We start from the raw sequence: 18,739 nt of genomic DNA, 5'->3' as shown, positions 1-18,739 counted from the left end.
GGGCTTCGCCGGCCGTACCCAGACCTGCACGAGCTCTGGACCTGGATGATCCCGCTCGAAAACTTTACCTGTACACGTAGCCAGGCTAGATGTGTCTTCTCCGTAGACATATTGTGTGAGCGGCCGACTCATCAAGCAGAGCCGTCCAGTCTGCGACTGCAACAGCGGGCGCCAAAGGCAACTGCAGTACAGAACTCACCAACGCGGTAGCAAGGAGCAAATACAGATGAAAAAGCCGGCTACGGTAGCCGCCCTAGAGGATCTAGGACGCGTAAGACTCTCCAGGCACTTCTTCATGCGAGATTTCCTGTACTCGGAAATCTCGCAGATTGAAGGCATTCCCAACATCCCGGATTACCCTGACCGTGCCATTGAAGCTGGGCGTCAGCTTTGCGAATTATTGCTGGAGCCGCTCCAAGATCGTTTTGGCCGGATCTGCGTTCGCTCTGCCTATCGGGCTCCGGCAGTCAATGCGAAGGGCGCAGAAAATAAAAATCAATATAGTTGCGCCGCAAATGAGAGCAACTACGGTGGGCATATTTGGGATTACTTGGATACCGACGGCTATCTGGGTGCGACCGCTTGTGTTGTGGTGCCGGCGTTGTTGCCCTGGTATGAGGAGCGGCAGGACTGGACGCCGCTGGCTTGGTGGATTCACGACAATTTGCCATACGCCAGCCAATTCTGGTTTCCCAAGCTGGCGGCGTTCAATTTACGGTGGAGCGCGAACCCGAACATGCTGCCCTCTATAAACACCTATGTTGCAAACCCGCATACCGGAGATAAGGGGGCGCTGGTGAAGGAGGGCGTCGCCACGCTTAGTTTGGAGGGGCGCAAAGCGATCATCCGGCCTTGGTTAGCCAGCTTGGGATAAATTCAAACCGACGTGGTCGATCGCTCGACGTTGCTTCATGTTGAATGAATGGATCTGAGCAGGTCCGTTGAGCGGACCGCTAGGGGTTTAGCTTTACCCGGTGATGGCACAAAGATATTGTGGCCATCGCAACATCCCTAAGCGGTGTTGCTGCACGTCAAGGATGGCCTTCAAGCGCGGTTTCATTAATACGTACTCGCTTCCTCAGGTTGTTCGGCTCGGGCATGTATCGCCCTTGTCGGGGCGTCCGAATTGCTATTGATTTTGGGACCGGCGCATGGACAAGAAGTCATTATCCGAGCGGGATATCTGCAGCAAATTCATCTCGCCTGCGATCGCCATGGCGGGCTGGGATCTTCAGAAGCAGGTCCGTGAGGAAGTCAGCTTCACCAAAGGGCGCATCATCGTGCGCGGGAAGCTGCACAGCCGCGGCGAGTCACGCCGAGCGGACTACATTCTCTATCATCAGCCGAACCTTCCGCTTGCCGTTATTGAGGCCAAGGACAACAAGCACTCCCTGGGCTCCGGTATGCAACAGGCATTGGGCTATGCCGAGGCGCTGGATGTGCCCTTCGTGTTCTCCAGTAATGGCGATGGCTTTCTGTTCCATGACCGCAGTGGCACGGGGAATCAGGTCGAAACGGAGCTGAGCCTAAGCCAGTTCCCCAGCCCCGCCGAACTCTGGCAACGCTATTGCCGCTGGAAGGGCCTGGACGGTGATGCCCGGCGGAAGGCCGAGGCGCCTTACTACGACGACGGCTCAGGGCGTATGCCGCGCTACTACCAGACCAATGCCATAAATCGCACTGTTGAGGCCGTCGCTCGTGGGCAGGATCGCATTCTGCTGGTCATGGCCACCGGCACCGGCAAGACCTACACCGCCTTTCAGATCATCTGGCGGCTGTGGAAGTCGAAGCAGAAGAAACGCATCCTTTTTCTGGCCGACCGCAACATCCTCGTCGACCAAACCAAGAACAACGACTTCAAGCCCTTCGGCGCGGCGATGACCAAGATCGCAAAACGGCAGATCGACACGTCCTACGAAATCTATCTGTCGCTGTATCAGGCGGTCACCGGCGCCGAGGAAGAGCAGAACGTCTACAAGCAATTCTCCCGAGACTTCTTCGATCTGATCGTGATTGACGAATGCCACCGCGGCAGCGCAGCTGAGGATTCGGCCTGGCGAGAGATTCTTGACTACTTCTCTGGTGCCACCCACGTCGGCCTGACCGCTACACCGAAGGAAACCAAAGAGGTTTCCAGCATCACCTACTTCGGTGACCCGGTGTACAGCTATACCTTGAAGCAGGGCATCGAAGACGGCTTTCTCGCACCGTACAAGGTGGTTCGGATCGATTTCGACAAAGACCTGCAAGGTTGGCGGCCACCGAAGGGCATGCTCGACAAGAATGGCGAGCTGATCGAAGACCGTATCTACAACCTCAAGGACATGGACCGCACCCTGGTCATCGAGGCGCGCACTCAGCTGGTAGCGCAGAAGGTCACCGAGTTTCTCAAAGCCACCGATCCGTTCCAGAAGACCATCGTCTTCTGCGACGACATCAATCATGCCGAGCGTATGCGGCAGGCGCTGGTCAACCTCAATCCTGAGCGCGTGGCCGAGAATCGCAAGTACGTCATGCGTATCACCGGGGATGATCAGGAAGGCAAGGCCGAGCTGGACAACTTCATCGACCCTGAGTCGCGCTACCCGGTCATCGCCACCACCAGCAAGCTGATGACCACCGGTGTTGATGCCCAGACCTGCAAGCTGGTAGTGCTCGACCAGCACATCAAATCCATGACCGAGTTCAAGCAGATCATCGGCCGCGGCACCCGTATCAACGAGGATTTCGGCAAGTACTGGTTCACCATCATGGACTTCAAGAAAGCCACCGAGCTGTTTGCCGATCCGGCCTTCGATGGTGATCCCGTTGTGATTTACGCCCCGTCAGGCGATGAGCCTCCGGTCCCGCCGGACGATCTGTCGGAAGGCGACGGTATTACCGCAGGCAGCGAGGCCGAGGCCGGTGAGCTGGAGTTCACTGGCGAAGAGGGCGGCAAAAAGCGCATCAAGTACGTCATCGACAGCATTCCGATCTATGTCATCGCCGAGCGCGTGCAGTACTACGGTCCGGACGGCCGGCTCATTACCGAGTCGCTGAACGACTACACCCGCACCTGCGTAAAAAAGCAGTTCGCTTCGCTGGACGACTTTCTCCGTCGCTGGAGTGTTGCCGAGCAGAAGAGGGCGATCATTGACGAATTGGCTGCTCAGGGCGTGATGTGGGAAGCCTTGGCCGAAGAAGTGGAAAAGAAGCAGGGCAAGCTGTTGGATCCGTTTGACCTGATATGCCACGTTGCCTTCGATCAGCCGCCCTTGTCGCGCCGCGAGCGTGCCGACCAGGTCAAGAAGCGCAACTACTTCGCCAAATACTCCGGCGCTGCGCGTCAGGTGCTCGAGGCGTTGCTCGACAAGTACGCCGATACGGGCATTGAGCACATTGAAGACATCAAGATCTTGCAGCTTGAACCCTTCAGCCAGTTAGGTGCACCTGTGGAACTTGTGAGGGCGTTTGGCGGTAAGCCTGGCTATCAGCAAGCCATTCACGATCTAGAGGCTGAGTTGTATGGCTCTTGATGCCTTCGGCTAGCCGCGCTGTCCGCTAAGCGACAGCCACTCAAAACGTAACCGACTTGCAGCCTTCTTTGGAAATACAAATGGCATCAGCGCCCAAGGGGTCCACGCTACGTGGAATTACCCCTCCAGGCACGGACGAATACATCCGTGCGCTACGCACCATCGAGCCAGAAATAACAGCGCTACAGCGTGACATGCTCATCGCGCACGCTCGCTTTCCTGGGCACGCATGCACAATGACGCAGCTGGCTGCCCTGGTAGGGAAAGCCAGCTTCCAAGTAGCGAATATCCAATATGGAAGATTGGGAGGCAGACTTATTACAGCGCTTGGTATCCCTAGCCCGAAGTGGAAGGTTTATGCCATTGCTGGCTTTGATGATGATCCCGAAACAGGGGAAAGTAGAGCCTACATGTACCCAGAGGTTAACGCTGCACTGCAGCAAATGGGATGGATATCGGGCGAAGCGTCCACCGAAGCACCGCAGTCAAGCGAGCTGCAGTCGGTAGCAAAGCAAGCAGTGCCGACCTCAGATGTCGGCATGCTTAGCATTAACGAAGTCATTACGACTTTGAAGCAGCGAGGGTTCACGAAACCTGCCCAATCAGGCCTGAAAGTAGTCCGCCTTGATCATCCAGACTTGGCGTCCCCTGTGTACGTCAAGCAAAGCAGCAGTATCCACGCTCGCCTGCAAGCGCCTCTCGTGCTTCATCCACAATACGAGGCTGTCGTACAAAACCTGTTATTGCAGCCCGGTATTGCAAGGGGGCATACCCGCTACTACCACAACACTAATCTGCGCGGCTTTCCAACGCGGCGCAACGGAGGGGCAAGCGACATTGCCTATGGTGTGGATGTAGGGTTCCACAACAGCGCGGCCTTGCTGGTGCTGGTGGACGAGTTACTAGACGAGCCGCGGCCGCTGGCTTCGAACTCGGAGCGCTCCGCCGACTTAGCTCGGGTTCTACCAGAAGACATCGCGCTGACAGACACCGAACGCGACGCCTTGATCAAGGCGCGCGTGGGTCAAAGCGGCTATCGCGATGAACTGCTTGGGTATTGGGGCGGCTGTGCCGTCACCGACTGCTGCGTGCCGATGCTGTTGCGCGCCTCACACATCAAACCCTGGCGCGTCGCCAGTGGGGCAGAGCGGCTCGATCCGTTTAACGGGCTCCTGCTGACACCGAACCTCGACCTGGCTTTCGACCAGGGCCTGATCAGCTTCGACGACCACGGGCAGATTCTCCTTGGCGAGGATCTGGACCCAGACAGCGCTCGAGCGCTCAATATCACCTCCGACCTTCGCCTGCGCCAGATCGATGCGCGTCATCGTGAATACCTGGCCTGGCATCGTGACAATCTGTTTAGGAAGTAAGCATGTCCATCAGCTCCACCATCAAATCCATCCAGGACATCATGCGCAAAGACGTGGGTGTCGACGGCGACGCCCAGCGCATCGGTCAGCTGGTCTGGCTGCTGTTCCTCAAGATCTTCGATGACCGCGAGCTGGAATGGGAGCTGATGGACGACAACTACCGCTCGCCCATCCCCGAAAGCTGCCGCTGGCGCACCTGGGCTGCCGACCCGGAAGGCATGACCGGTGATGCGCTGAAGGACTTCATCGACAACAACCTGTTCCCGCAGCTGCAGAACCTGCACGAATACAGCAACACGCCATCCGCCTTTGTGGTGCGCAGCGTGTTCGAAGACGCCTACAACTACATGAAGTCCGGCCAGCTGCTGCGCCAGGTGATCAACAAGATCCAGCAGGGCGTGGACTTCAACAAGGCCCAGGAGCGCCACGAGTTCGGCAACCTCTACGAGCAGCTGCTGCGCGATCTGCAGAACGCTGGCAACGCGGGCGAGTTCTACACCCCGCGCCCGGTCACCGAGTTCATGGTGCGCATGGTCGATCCCAAGCTGGAGGAGAAGGTCATGGACCCGGCCTGCGGCACCGGCGGCTTCCTCACCTGCACCATCGAGCACAAGCGCAGCCGCTATGTGAAAACCGCCGAGGATGAACGGGTACTGCAGGCGAGCATCTACGGCGTAGAGAAGAAACCGCTGCCGCACCTGCTGGCCACCACCAACATGATCCTCCACGGCATTGAAGTGCCGAACCAGATCCGCCACGACAACACCCTGGCCCGTCCGCTGATCAGCTGGGGGCCGAAAGAGCGGGTCGACTGCATCGTCGCCAACCCACCGTTCGGTGGCATGGAAGAGGACGGCATCGAAACCAACTTCCCCGCCGCCTTCCGCACCCGCGAAACCGCCGATCTCTTCCTGGTGCTGATCATGCACCTGCTCAAAGACGGCGGCCGCGCCGCCGTGGTGCTTCCTGACGGCTTCCTGTTTGGTGAAGGCATCAAAAGCCGCATCAAGGAAAAGCTGCTCACCGAGTGCAACCTGCACACCATCGTTCGCCTGCCCAACGGTGTGTTCAACCCCTACACCGGCATCAAGACCAACCTGCTGTTCTTCACCAAGGGCACGCCGACCAAAGAGGTGTGGTTCTACGAGCACCAGTACCCAGCCGGCGTGAAGAACTACTCCAAGACGCGCCCCATGCGTATCGAAGAGTTCGCCGTAGAAGAGGCGTGGTGGGGCAGCGAGGCCGATGGTTTTGCCGCACGCGTGGAAAACGAGTTCGCCTGGAAGGTCAGCCTGGATGACCTGAAAGCTCGCAACTGGAACCTCGACTGCAAGAACCCCCATGTCGGCGAGCAGATCAGCCACGACCCGGACCAACTGCTGCGGGACTACGCCCAGCTGCAAGGCGAAATCAGCCAGCTGCGCGACCAGCTCAAGGCCGTGCTGGCCGAGGCGCTGGAGCGGCCATGAGCGACGTCGCGATCTATGAAAGTGCCAGCGGCCAGATCGCCGTCACCGTCGAGCACGACAGCGTGTGGCTACGCCAGGAGCAGCTGGCCGAGCTGTTCGGCCGTGACCGCACTGTGATCGGCCGGCATATCCGCAACGTCTTTGCCGAGGGCGAGCTGGAGCGTGAAAGCAATGTGCAAAATCTGCACATTGCTGGCTCTGACAAGCCGGTGACCTTTTACAACCTCGACGTGATCATCTCTCTCGGCTACCGGGTGAAGTCCCGTGAAGGCACGCGCTTTCGCCAATGGGCCAATGAGGTACTCAAGCAACACCTGACACGCGGCTACAGTCTCAACCGCGAACGCTTCGAGGCCAACGCTCGCGAGCTGGAGGCGGCATTGGAACTGGTGCGCAAGGCCGCTCGCACGCCCGAACTGGGCGAAGCCGGCGGGCGTGGGCTAGTGGAAATCGTCAGCCGCTACACCCAGACCTTCCTCTGGCTGCAGCGCTACGACGAAGGCCTGCTCACCGAGCCAACGGGCAGCCCCGGCGGTGAGTTGCCCGACGCAGCCCAGGCGCGCCGGCAACTGGCTGAACTCAAAGCCCAGCTGATGGCCCGTGGCGAAGCCAGCGACCTGTTCGCCCGCGAACGCGGCGATGGCCTGGCTGCATTGCTCGGTAACCTCGAACAGAGCGTATTCGGCGAGCCGGCCTACCCGAGCCTGGAGAGCAAAGCGGCGCACCTGCTGTATTTCGTGGTCAAGAATCATCCCTTCGCCGATGGCAACAAACGCAGCGGCGCCTATCTCTTCGTCGACTTCCTGCACCGCAACGGCCGCCTGCTCGATGCTGAGGGCAATGCCGTGATCAATGACACCGGTCTGGCAGCCCTAACCCTGCTGGTTGCCGAATCCGCCCCCGCACAGAAAGACACCCTGATCCGCCTGATCATGAACATGCTTGCCCCGGAAAATCGCCCATGACCGCTCTGCTGACCGACAACCTGCCGCTGCTGGCCGGTGCACCTAATGGCATCAAGAAACTGCGCGAACTGATTCTGGAACTGGCGGTGCGCGGGAAACTAGTGCCGCAAGATCCGAATGATGAGCCGGCCAGTGAGTTGCTAAAGCGCATTGCCGAGGAAAAGACGCGGTTGGTGGTCGAGGGCAAGATTAAGAAGCAGAAGCCGCTTGCGAAGATTGAGGACCAAGAAAAGCCATTCGTCATACCCACTGATTGGGAGTGGGTAAGGCTTGATTCTCTGCTCAAAAAAATTGGGGCCGGTAGCACTCCATTAGGCGGGAAGCAGGCTTACGTGGCTAAAGGGGTCAAATTCCTTCGATCTCAGAACGTTTGGAATGAAGGACTTCGTCTTAATGACGTTGCTTTCATACCTGAAGCAACACACCAAAAAATGTCAGGAACACATGTTGAAGCAGGTGACCTGCTTTTCAATATCACAGGCGCGTCCATTGGGCGCTGTGCCGCAGTTCCTTCTAACTTTGATACAGGTAACGTTAGTCAGCACGTAACTATTATTCGGCCAGTTTCAAGCAACACTCAGCCGTTCCTTCATGTGGTGCTGGTCTCGCAACTGGTCCAGCAGACCGTTATGGATGTGCAGGTAGGGGTTTCGCGTGAAGGACTCAGCATTGGGAAGCTGTCTCAATTTCTAATACCTTTCCCCCCCGAAGCCGAACAACACCGCATCGTCGCCAAAGTCGATGAGCTGATGGCCCTGTGCGACCGCCTGGAAGCCCAGCAGGCCGACGCCGAAAGCGCCCACGCCCAACTGGTGCAAGCGCTGCTTGATAGCTTGACTCAAGCCGCCGATGCCGAGGACTTCGCCGCCAGCTGGCAGCGCCTGGCTGAACACTTCCACACCCTGTTCACCACCGAATCCAGCATCGACGCCCTCAAGCAATCCCTGCTGCAACTGGCTGTGATGGGCAAACTGGTGCCGCAAGATCCCAGCGAGGAGCCAGCCAGTGAACTGCTTAAACGGATTGCTAAGGAAAAAGCGCGCTTGGTCGCGGAAGGAAAGATCCGCAAGACGAAGCAACTTCCCGAAATCACAGATAACGACAAGCTAGCCTCTACGCCTAATGGCTGGGAGTCTGTCCGATTTGGCCAAGTAATTGAACTAATTTCAGGGCAGCACTTAGGCCCCGATGAATATTTTGAAAGCATTAGGGACGGAGCAATTCCATATCTGACCGGGCCGGCTGATTTTGGAGAAACGTACCCTCGGCCTACGCGTTTCACCAATGAGCGCCGCGCGACTTCGATTAAAGGTGACATTCTGCTGACAGTCAAAGGGGCCGGTGTCGGTAAAACCAACTTTGTTGATCAGGATGAGTTCGCAATAAGCCGCCAACTTATGGCTATTCGCCCAATCATTGTCGATGCCCAGTTTGCTAGAAACATGCTGCTCTCGATGTCTGCGCATTTCCATAGCAAGTCTATTGGCATCGCCATACCAGGTATTTCGCGTGAAGATGTTCTGGATACGCTGATAGGAATACCGCCGCTCCCAGAACAACACCGCATCGTCGCCAAAGTTGATCAACTGATGGCCCTCTGCGACCAACTCAAAACCCGCCTAACCCAGGCCCGCCAACTCAATGAACAGCTGGCTACCGCATTGGTCGAGCAGGCCGTGGCCTAAACGCAGGAGTGCAGGGATGCCTATACGCACGCAAGTCTGGACCGTCGGAGCGCAACCCGTAGCCCTCAAGGCGGCGCGGTTAGTCAGCGAGCAGTTGCTCGAGAATATGATCGTCGCAGCACCGGCATTGGTTTCGGAGGACTGGCTGCTGATCGGTCAGCAGGAAAGCACCGGCTATGGTGGTCGCATCGACCTGCTGGCACTGGCGCCGGATGCCTCGCTGGTGCTGATCGAACTCAAACGCGATCGCACTCCGCGCGAAGTGGTGGCGCAGGCGCTGGATTATGCCGCCTGGGTCGAGCATCTTGAGGCGGACGAGATTGCCGCCATTTATCAGCGCTTCAAGCCGCAGGGCGATCTGGCTGCTGATTTCCAGGCGCGTTTCGGCGCGCCATTGGATATCGAGTCGCTCAATCAGAGCCATCAGATCGTCATCGTCGCCGCCGAGCTGGATGCCAGCAGCGAGCGCATCGTCAGTTACCTCAGCGAGCGCGATATCGCGATCAATGTGCTGTGCTTCCAGGTGTTCCAGCTTGGCGAGCAGCAACTGATCAGCCGCGCCTGGTTGCTCGATCCCGCCGAGGCGCCGCAACCCACCGCCGTCCCTAAGCCCGGCACGCCCAGCGAGCCCTGGAACGGCGAGTTCTACTGCTCCTTCGGCCACGGCCCCAGCCGCTCCTGGCCCGAGGCACGGCAGTTTGGCTTCATCTGCGGCGGTGGTGGCAGCTGGTACAGCAACAGCCTGAAGGTACTCAGCCCTGGCGACCGCATCTGGGTAAACGTCCCCGGCGCCGGCTATGTCGGCGTTGCGCGGGTTACAGGCCATGCCACCCCAGCCATCGAGTTTCGTATTCCCTATCAAGGCACCGAGGTGCCGGCGCTGGAACTGCTCAACGGCGCTAATTATCACCGTGACCTGGCCGATGACCCGGAGCGTTGTGAGTACTTCGTCTCAGTGGAGTGGCTGTTCAGCCTACCGCTGAACGAAGCCATCAAGGAAGTCGGCCTGTTCGGCAACCAGAACACCATCTGCCGCCCAACCACCCCGAAGTGGCGCTGGACGGTGGACCGATTGAAAGAACGCTTCGGCGTGAAAGCCTGATTCGCGAATTGCTTTGATCCCTCTGCTTTAAACGGACGCTTTGGTCATGATGGATTTGCTGCAACACCTGATCCCCGATTTCGCCCATATGTTCAGCGCCAACCCTAACGGCATCAGTGCCTGGTTCTGGTTGGTCACTGCACTGATCTTCGGGTTTTCGCTGTTCTTCCTGATGCTGCATTTCCGGCATTTCAAAGCGCGCATGCGAGCACTGCGCTCGCTGCTGGACGGGCAGAGCAAGGACGCCCTGGCTGCCAGCCGAAGAGAAACGCTGCACAAGGCGCAGGAGCTGAAGGCATCCAATGTCGGCATGCTCTGGCGCGAATTCGATGAAAGCCTCGTGCAGTCGTCCGACCAGCAAAAGCTGTTCAACACTCTGGATGCCGAGCATTTCTTCAATGCGCGCACGCTGGCGAGCGGTCTGACTGCCAGCCGCCTGCTGGCTGCGGCGCCCAGCTTCCTGGTGGCGGTCGGTGTGTTGGGTACCTTCGTTGGTTTGACCGTTGGGCTTGAGGGGCTGGTGGGCACGTCCGACGAGATCGAAGCGCTGAAGGGCGGCATCAACAAGCTGATCTCCGGCGCTGCTGTGGCGTTCATGACATCTGTGTGGGGCGTTGCCTTCAGCCTGCTGCTGAACATCATCGAGAAGATGTTCGAGCGTAGTGCGCTGATCGATATCCAGAAGTTGCAGCACGATATCGATTTTCTCTACCCACGCATTCCCGCCGAGCAATCGCTGGTGCATATCGCGGAATACGGGAAGGAGAGCAAGGAAGCGCTGCAGGAATTGCACGAGCGCATTGGCGATCGGCTGCAGGAAACCCTCAATGGCATGAATGAGGCCATGCAGACAGCGCTGACCGATGCGCTGAACAACATCATGGCTCCCGCTATTCAGACTTTGGTTAGCACTACCAGCCAGCAATCTACCCAGGTGCTGGAAACCCTGGTTGGAAGCTTCATGGACGGCATGACGTCGGTTGGCCGGGAGCAGGGCAGCCAGATGCAACAGGCCGCTGCCGACGTGAACGCGGCCGTAAGCGGCATGAGTGAGCGACTAAACCAGCTGTTCACCAGTTTGAGCGAGCAACAGGGACGGCAGATGGAGGCGGCGCAGCAGCAGAGCACCCAGTTCGAAGCTCAATTGCAACGCATTGCCGGCTCTGCAGATCAGCGGCAGGAACAGCTGGAGCAGCGTTTCAGCGAGCTGATGGCCGGACTGTCGAGCCAGTTGCAGGGGCAATTGGGCTCTGCGCAGCGCCGCGATGAAGAGCGGCAGGCGATGTTCGAGCGTTTGCTGAGTGAATCCAGTGCCAATCAGGCTGCGCTTCTGGAGAAGTTCTCCAGTTCCACTCAGGACCAGATGCGAGTGATGGCCGAGGCGGGCAATGAGCGCCATAACAACCTGGAGAAGGTGTTCTCCCGGTTGATGATGAACCTGAACACGCAGCTCGATACGCAGATGGGGGCCGCCGAGCAGCGTGAGCAGGCCAGGGCGCAGCGCCACGAGGAGCAGCAAGCGGCGGCACTGGCGCAACAGCAGCAGCTGATCGGCAATCTGGGCCAGACCAGCCAACAGCAGATCGGCGCCATTGCCGAATCCGCGGCGACGCAACAGCGCAATCTCGAGGAAACGTTCAGCAAGCTGCTCGGCAGTTTCAATGAGCAGGTCAGCGGGTACGGCGTGCAGGCGGAGCAGCGTGAACAGAGCCGCCAGCAGCGCTTTAACGAGCAATTGGAAAACATGGCTGCGCAGCAGCAGGAGTTGCTGGCAGGTATCGCGTCCGCCGTTCAGGTTACCCAGCAGCAGAGCAGGCAGATGGCTGAACAGCATCAGCAGCTGATGACGCGCCTGCAACAAGCTACCGAAGCGGCCGCGACCAGCAGCAAACACATGGATAGCAGCGCCAATCAGTTGGGCCTGCTTTCTGCCAACCTTCGCCAGGCAGCTGATGCGCTGGGCCAGCGCCTGGAGGCAGTAACCCAGAGCGTGGAGGCTGCGAGCACACAGAATGCCGCGTTGGCTGCACAGCTGCAGGGCCAGGCAAGTTCGCTGTCACAGCTGCAGGCAGCACTTCTCGAGGGCGCGCAGCGCTTCGAACAGGCCGCGAGCGAAGCACGCACTGGCTTTGGCGACATGAAACAGACGCAGCAGGAATTCCTGTCCGGCGTAAGGCATGAATTTACAACGCTGGGTGAGACGCTGCGTGCCCAAGTGGAGGCAGTTGAAAAGCAGGCTGAAGAGTGGCTGCGCAGCTACGCCACCGAAGTGCGTACGCAGACTGAGGACCGCATGAACAAGTGGAACGAGGTCTCGCTTGCCTATGCCGATCAGATGCATCGCAACGTCCAGGCCGTCAGCGGCATTTTGGATGAGCTGGAGGCCCGCTGATGCGCTTTCGCAAGTCGCATGACGTAGCCGTCGATGAGGAAAACCCTTACTGGATGTCCTTCTCGGACATTATGTCGGCGCTGCTGGTGATCTTCATTCTGGCCTCGGTGATCCTGATCCTGCAGTTGATGGACATTCAGCAGAAGCTGGAGGAGCGGCAGGTCCAGTTCGAACAGGAAATCGAAGAGCTGAAAAAGGCGGAGCAAGTGCGCCGCACCATCCTCGATGAGGCAGTTGAGGCACTGCGCAGGCGCGGCATCAAGGTGGAGGTCAGCGAGAATCACACGGTGCTGAGTATTCCCAACGACCTTCTTGGCTTCGATACCGGTGCCTATGAAATCCATTCGGCCTATCAGGCGCGAGCGCTTGAGATCGGCAAGGTCATCAATGAGGTGATCTCGCGTGATGACCGGGTAGAATTTCTGGACACGATTTTTATCGAGGGCCACACGGATAATCGCCCGTTGCAGGGATTCATGGGCAAAGGCAACTGGGGGCTTTCCACCTTTCGTGCTATTTCGCTCTGGCAGTTCTGGGGCGACGCCTTGGCGCGCGAGGAGCAGTTGTCGCGCCTGAACAACAAGGACGGAAAACCGCTGTTCTCGGTCAGCGGGTATGGCGAAACACGTCCGGCCGTGGCCAATCAGGTCACGGAGGAAGACTTCAAACGTAATCGCCGAATCGACATTCGTTTCACCATCCGTCGTCCGGATAGCGCGCAGTACGAGCAAGTCAAGGAGCGGCTGGGGGAGGCCAAGCCATGAGGCTGCCTCCAGTAGAGTTTCCTGCGGCCAGCTGGGGCGCTCAGATGCTCGAGCGCTGGACTGTACTGGCAAAAAAAGCTGCCACTATGGAGACGGAGGCCGGAAACAATGATGCGTTTGAGCGCATGCTCGCAGTGCTGCGTGGCATGGCCAGCTCGGGTCGATTCGATGGCCTGCCGGCGCTGCTGCGGCGGCGTATTACGGCTCGGGCGTTGAGCTGGCTGTGGCTCAATGACGAGGTGATCGGCAGCCGCCTGCTAAATACGCGCTTGTTAGCTGCCTTGCTGGATGCCCAGCAGCCACGTCTAACGCGTATGACGCTGCAGCAGTTGGCACAGCTGTATTTCCGGCGATTCGATCGGCTGGATGAAAAGGAAGGGGTGCGCGAGCTTCTGGAGCGAAGCCTGTTACAGCAGCTTGACCTGATACCGCCGTCGAAGATCCAGACATCGCGAGCCGATCCGCTGGTTACGCTCAAGCGCGAGGGGCATTGGTTGCTAGGCCTCGATGGTCCACGTCATCTCGCTGAACGAGTGCGTCAAGGCGGACGTGAGCTTGGCGAGACGTTCATGGAGCTCGGTCTGCACGGCTTTGATGATGGCCGCTATGGCGATATCTGCCGGGCGCACTTTTATCTCGAAACGCTGCGACATTTGCCCCCTGGCGAGTCTGATCCGGTGCTGGATGAGCTGCTCAAGCCCGCAGTGGCCAAGGCGCCCTTCGAAGGCGCGCGGCGTATCGGCCACGTTGCGCTTGAGATCCTCATCGACCGTGCTGGCCAGGAACCCGGCGAAGTCTGGCAGAACTTCATTCTTAACTTGGCTGGCGATCCTCGTATCTCTAGCACGAACGAAAGGTTTGTAGAGTGGTGGCGCCCGCTCGGTGAAGAGCGAATTCAAAAGGTACGGGGCTGGTTATCCAAGGAAGACTTGCGGCTGTTCCTGCAGGCAGTCGAGCAATACGGGCTTGAAACAGCCAATACGGAAATGCAGCGGATGTTCCCCGCCCGCAAGCGATTCCTTGAAGGGCTCTTCAAACTGAAGTTGATTCGTAACACTCGACTCCTACTGGGCGGCAAGGCTCAACAGTCGGTCAAGCGAATCCTGGGCAAGGACGTTAAGACCAGCTTCGCGCGGATGGATGGGCCGATGAATGACAAGGCCGTTATCTATCTGGACTGCGGTGACTTCCATCTGGTTGAGGGCTCACATAGTTTCAAGATTTGGGTCTATCTGGCCGCCCCTGGCGAAGCCCTCAGAACTTATGAGCGCAATACCTTCAGCCACTACGACCTGACCACCACGGTCCCCGGGACTTATAAGAAACTCTATCCAGGGCTGCCCTACAACTCGTTCGTGCACATCCCACACGTCTGGCAGAACAAAGTTTTCACCCTTCTAGCTGAAAACGGCATCGCCCTTGATATTGAGCAGCTTCTAAGTCCGGAAGATTACCGCCGCCAGCTGAGTAAATTCGGAATCCCTGCCGTAAATGCCAAGCGCACGCTGGTTCCCGCTCCGGCGAAAGAAGGGGCCAAAGCGGGAACGCGAGCGCCGACGGCTGCTCAACAAGGAACTGAACGCGCTGCGGCGCCGATGCCACGCAACGCCGATGTGCCAACCCCAGCACGGCGTTCAGCCGATGTTGAATCAGTGGCTGCAAATGGTGCGATGAGATCAAGCACCATTGCCTCCTGGCGGGACAACCCGGTTCCGCAACGAACGAAGCTGCCGCCCTTCAGCTCGCTCCAAATGGCGGCCCTGCGTTATCTCGAGACTCATCCACGTTGCGGTTTCTATGCGTTGCTGGAAGCAGTAAGCAACCAGGGCGGCAATGTGTTGAACGTGAAAACGATGTTGGAGAGCAGCCTCTCTCAGTACGTCCAGCAGGACGAAGAGGGGAATTGGTTGCTGTCGACCCATGGTGAGCAGTTGTTAGCCGAGCTGGCCAGGTCGGAGCCATCGGATGCAGGTCAGAGCGTGCCGAGTGCGGCAAATATGAACGCAAACGAAAACGCAGGCTCGAGGGTCGCTAGGCTAGAGCCGTTTGCGCTTGCCGTACTGCGTTATTTCGCAGCCAATCCAGGCGATAAGGTTCGTTATGCGGCGAACGTTCTGGAGGTCGACGCGAGGCTGGTAAATCAGGCTCTATACGGGCCATTGAAAGGGATCTGTACGCAGGATGACAAGTACGGATGGCAGCTGACGGGCGCGGCTCAACGGGAGCTGGAAGCGTTCGAGGCTGAGGGGAGAGAGCAGTAATGAGACTTTTCGATGTTTTGAAGTCGTTGATTGGCGAACGTGATGTGGCGGTCGGTAGTCAGGAGGGGTTTGCGTCGACTGCAGACTCCAACGGAGTCAATTTTTATCTTCCCGTCCAGACGTTCAAAGCGTTGCAGGAAGGCAAAGGCAACGCGCTGCAGAAAATTCAGCTGATTGTCCTGAACATGCTCGCTGAGCAGGGCATAGCAGAGCAGACGGCCAACGGCTTCCATATCGGCGCTGAAGATATTGCCGGTATGGACAGTGAGCAGGCCGATATTCTGCGGCTGCCACGGCGATTCACTGGCCGCTTTCAGACTTCCATCAGCGGGCGCACAGGTAATAGCGGCTTTCGCGTTGGGATTGCCGTTGAAGTGGCTGAAGGCGTTACACCTTTCTCGCGCAAAGGCCCGTATTTATACCTGACGAGTACCGAGCGCTACTGGCTTACGCCAGCTGAGCTAATGGGGCTGATGGCTTGGGAAAAGCATGAATCTCTCGATCCTGCACAGCGAGGGGAGGCGGCTAACCTTCGTTTGATGGCCGAGCTACAGACAGCTGCCCGAAGCGGTATGCGCATCGATCTGAGTCATTTCGATCGGCTTGATGTTGTCGTGCCGGAAAATGTTGGCGTCATTGCGACCCGACTGCCAGATGGCAGCCTGATGCTGTGCCCGAGTCTGGGGGATGGATCGACGCCCGATCAGCTGGAGAAGCGCTGGTCGCAGCTCGACATGAGCGCTGGCGGGGGTGTGCTGCGAATCGACAATCGTGTGGTGTTGCTCGATCAGGCCAAGATGGACGGCATTCGCAATGTGCTGGCCAACAAACGAATCCCGCCAGATAAGGTCGCCGAGTTCATCGCCTCGCCTACGGCCTTTCTGGATGCTGCACTGGTAAATCTCGAGGTCGGTTTCTCGGTCCGCGTAGCTGGCATTGGCAAGCTGCAGCATATGGACTTTGGCGCGTTGGATACGGCTAAGAATGACTGGTTTGCCTTGGATAAGCGCCCCGCGCCAGCAGAGATCATCCCGAAGTTGGTTCAGACGCCAGAGGAGTTGGAGCGTTTTGAGGAGGTGCTGCGGTCCGCGATAGAGCAGGGTGCGACGAGTCTCAGTTTTGCTGGTGAGGTCATCGACATTTCAGACGCGCCGCTTGTGGCGCGTCAATTGGAACGGGTGAAAGAGACGCTCGAGAAGCCCGAGTTGTCGGAGCCGCCGGCCGCAGCTGAAGACCTCTTTGACGAGCCCAAGGAGAAGGTTGCCGTCATTCTTAAGGATGCCGGCGAAATCAACTCGACACTACTGGCAAAAGCCAGCAACGCTCGCTTACTGGAAGCACCAGACTGGTCCGCTTATGCGCGGCAGCCATTCCCGCATCAGGTCGAAGGTATTGAGTGGATGCTCAGGCTGATGAACGCCGCGTTATCTGACGATCATGATGACCTCTATCGCCTACAGGGCAGCCTGCTCGCCGACGATATGGGGCTGGGCAAAACATACATGTCGCTGGTCGCAATCGGTGAATACCTGGCAGCCCAGCGCCGAAGCGAAAAGCCGCAAAAACCAGTCTTGGTAGTCGCACCACTTAGCCTGTTGGAAAACTGGGAAGACGAAGTTGGAAAGACCTTTCTAAGCATTCCGTTCCGCGATCTCGTGGTGCTGCAAGCTGGACGAGACCTGAACCGCTACCGCGTCAAGGGCGCCGAGAGAGAGTCTGTTCAACTGGCTGCCCTGGCCGATGATGACGGCATGATGGATGCCCAGAGCATTCGCTATGCGTTGACCATTGGCCCGGAGGCGGGTGCTCAACGTCTGGATATGGACCGTCGCTTGGTTCTAACAACGTACCAGACGCTGCGTGACTACCAGTTTTCTCTGTGCAGGATCGACTGGGGCATGGTCATTTTCGACGAGGCGCAGAACATCAAGAACCCTAACGCACTGCAAACCCGTGCGGCAAAGGGGTTAAAGGCTGACTTCAAATTGTTGGCCACAGGCACGCCCGTGGAGAACAGCCTCGGCGACTTCTGGTGTTTGATGGATACGGCTCAGCCAGGGTTGTTTGGCAGCTGGGAAAACTACCGAGACACTTGGATCAAGCCGATTCTCTCGGCCGGCGAGGAGGAGCGCGACGAGGTCCGTGTTCGTCTGGGTGAGCAACTGCGCAAGGCTGTCGGGCCGTTCATGCTGCGTCGCGTGAAGGAAGACCAGCTCAAAGGCCTGCCCAGCAAAACTATCCGTAGTGGGGTAGAGCAGGTCGATCGAGGCATTCAGCGTTACGCGCCTGAGTTGGGTGTCTCAATGCGCGGGATTCAATTGCAGGTGTATGACGATGTGCTAGATGGATACCGTGCTCGACGCGCCAGCGCAGATGACATGCGTGGTTCGGCTCTAGCGGCGCTTACGCAGTTGCGCTCGGTATCGTTGCACCCTCGTTTGGATGATGAACCATCGCTCTACAGTCGGGATGGCCACCATGCGCGGCAGTTGATGTCCGAGTCCGGCAAGCTAGCCGTGATGCTCAAACTGCTGGACGAGATTCGGGATAAGGGCGAAAAGGTCATCCTGTTCATGATGACCAAGCGCCTGCAAAGGGTTTTGAAACTGTGGCTTGATCAGATCTACGGCCTGGACATTGCAGTTATCAACGGAGATACAAAAGCGGTAGCTACCAAAGCGGAAGAAATGACTCGTAAGAAGCTCATTTCAGCATTTGAAGCGAAGTCAGGATTCAATCTCTTGATCATGTCTCCGGTCGCAGCGGGTGTAGGGTTGACGGTTGTCGGAGCTAACCACGTTGTTCACCTGGAACGGCACTGGAACCCAGCAAAAGAGGCGCAGGCCTCTGACCGTGTCTATCGCATCGGGCAGCAGAAGGAGGTGTTTATTCATCTGCCCGCCGTAACGCATCCGCAATTCGATTCTTTCGATGTGCATCTGGATCGGCTGCTGCGCGGCAAGTTAATGCTCAAGGACGCGGTGGTGACACCGGAAGCGGTTAGTGAGAGCGAGATGATTTACTCAATGGGGCTTTAGTCACGTTACGGGCATGCCTAGTCGGAAGCGGGGCTTGCTGCAAGGTCCGCATTCGCCCAAGGGGCAGTCAAGCGACCGTTGCACTGCCTGCTAGGCAACGATATCGCCCCCGGGCCGCGCTATTACATCTCTTCTGTAACGATGCTGTGACCCACCTGCTCAGCCAGGACCACTA

The 18,739-nt window shown here is 58.1% G+C and carries 11 protein-coding genes; all 11 read left to right on the top strand.

Annotated features, from left to right (window positions below; all coding sequences use genetic code 11):
- The first annotated feature begins 226 nt into the window (after window positions 1-226).
- The 11 genes from AAEZ08_RS09860 to AAEZ08_RS09810 all read left to right on the top strand — a co-directional run bounded on the left by AAEZ08_RS09860 (window position 227) and on the right by AAEZ08_RS09810 (window position 18,564).
- Window positions 227-874, top strand: coding sequence for a peptidase M15 (locus AAEZ08_RS09860; RefSeq protein ID WP_500124183.1), 648 nt, complete (start codon window positions 227-229; stop codon window positions 872-874).
- 277 nt (window positions 875-1,151) lie between these two features.
- Entirely contained in the window at window positions 1,152-3,515 is a 2,364-nt protein-coding gene (gene hsdR / locus AAEZ08_RS09855) for an EcoAI/FtnUII family type I restriction enzme subunit R (protein ID WP_500124182.1), read from the top strand.
- 236 nt (window positions 3,516-3,751) lie between these two features.
- Window positions 3,752-4,888: an HNH endonuclease gene (locus tag AAEZ08_RS09850; protein ID WP_500124181.1), complete on the top strand. Its 1,137-nt coding sequence runs from the start codon at window positions 3,752-3,754 to the stop codon at window positions 4,886-4,888.
- Between the two features lie 2 nt (window positions 4,889-4,890).
- The gene (locus AAEZ08_RS09845) at window positions 4,891-6,357 is read left to right on the top strand and encodes a type I restriction-modification system subunit M (RefSeq protein ID WP_102821577.1); all 1,467 of its coding nucleotides are present in this window, start codon (window positions 4,891-4,893) and stop codon (window positions 6,355-6,357) included.
- Window positions 6,354-7,322 (top strand): virulence RhuM family protein/type II toxin-antitoxin system death-on-curing family toxin, encoded by a 969-nt coding sequence (locus AAEZ08_RS09840; protein ID WP_003285667.1) that lies wholly within the window; start codon window positions 6,354-6,356, stop codon window positions 7,320-7,322. Before AAEZ08_RS09845 ends, AAEZ08_RS09840 begins: the two co-directional genes overlap by 4 nt.
- Window positions 7,319-9,007, top strand: coding sequence for a restriction endonuclease subunit S (locus tag AAEZ08_RS09835; protein WP_095460910.1), 1,689 nt, complete (start codon window positions 7,319-7,321; stop codon window positions 9,005-9,007). Before AAEZ08_RS09840 ends, AAEZ08_RS09835 begins: the two co-directional genes overlap by 4 nt.
- A 16-nt stretch (window positions 9,008-9,023) precedes the next feature.
- The gene (locus AAEZ08_RS09830; RefSeq protein WP_125875576.1) at window positions 9,024-10,109 is read left to right on the top strand and encodes a DUF8606 domain-containing protein; all 1,086 of its coding nucleotides are present in this window, start codon (window positions 9,024-9,026) and stop codon (window positions 10,107-10,109) included.
- Between the two features lie 46 nt (window positions 10,110-10,155).
- The gene (gene zorA, locus AAEZ08_RS09825; RefSeq protein WP_500124180.1) at window positions 10,156-12,501 is read left to right on the top strand and encodes an anti-phage ZorAB system protein ZorA; all 2,346 of its coding nucleotides are present in this window, start codon (window positions 10,156-10,158) and stop codon (window positions 12,499-12,501) included.
- The gene (locus tag AAEZ08_RS09820) at window positions 12,501-13,265 is read left to right on the top strand and encodes an OmpA/MotB family protein (RefSeq protein WP_459665158.1); all 765 of its coding nucleotides are present in this window, start codon (window positions 12,501-12,503) and stop codon (window positions 13,263-13,265) included. The genes zorA and AAEZ08_RS09820 overlap by 1 nt, the downstream gene beginning before the upstream one ends.
- Entirely contained in the window at window positions 13,262-15,526 is a 2,265-nt protein-coding gene (locus AAEZ08_RS09815; protein ID WP_500124179.1) for an EH signature domain-containing protein, read from the top strand. Before AAEZ08_RS09820 ends, AAEZ08_RS09815 begins: the two co-directional genes overlap by 4 nt.
- Window positions 15,526-18,564: a DEAD/DEAH box helicase gene (locus AAEZ08_RS09810; protein ID WP_500124178.1), complete on the top strand. Its 3,039-nt coding sequence runs from the start codon at window positions 15,526-15,528 to the stop codon at window positions 18,562-18,564. The genes AAEZ08_RS09815 and AAEZ08_RS09810 overlap by 1 nt, the downstream gene beginning before the upstream one ends.
- Window positions 18,565-18,739 lie beyond the last annotated feature (175 nt).

Origin of the sequence: Pseudomonas sp. E45-MNA-CIBAN-0222 (genome assembly GCF_040310405.1) — a bacterium.
In the GTDB taxonomy this organism is placed as follows: domain Bacteria; phylum Pseudomonadota; class Gammaproteobacteria; order Pseudomonadales; family Pseudomonadaceae; genus Stutzerimonas; species Stutzerimonas stutzeri_AC.
This window is presented reverse-complemented; position numbering and strand designations above follow the sequence as displayed.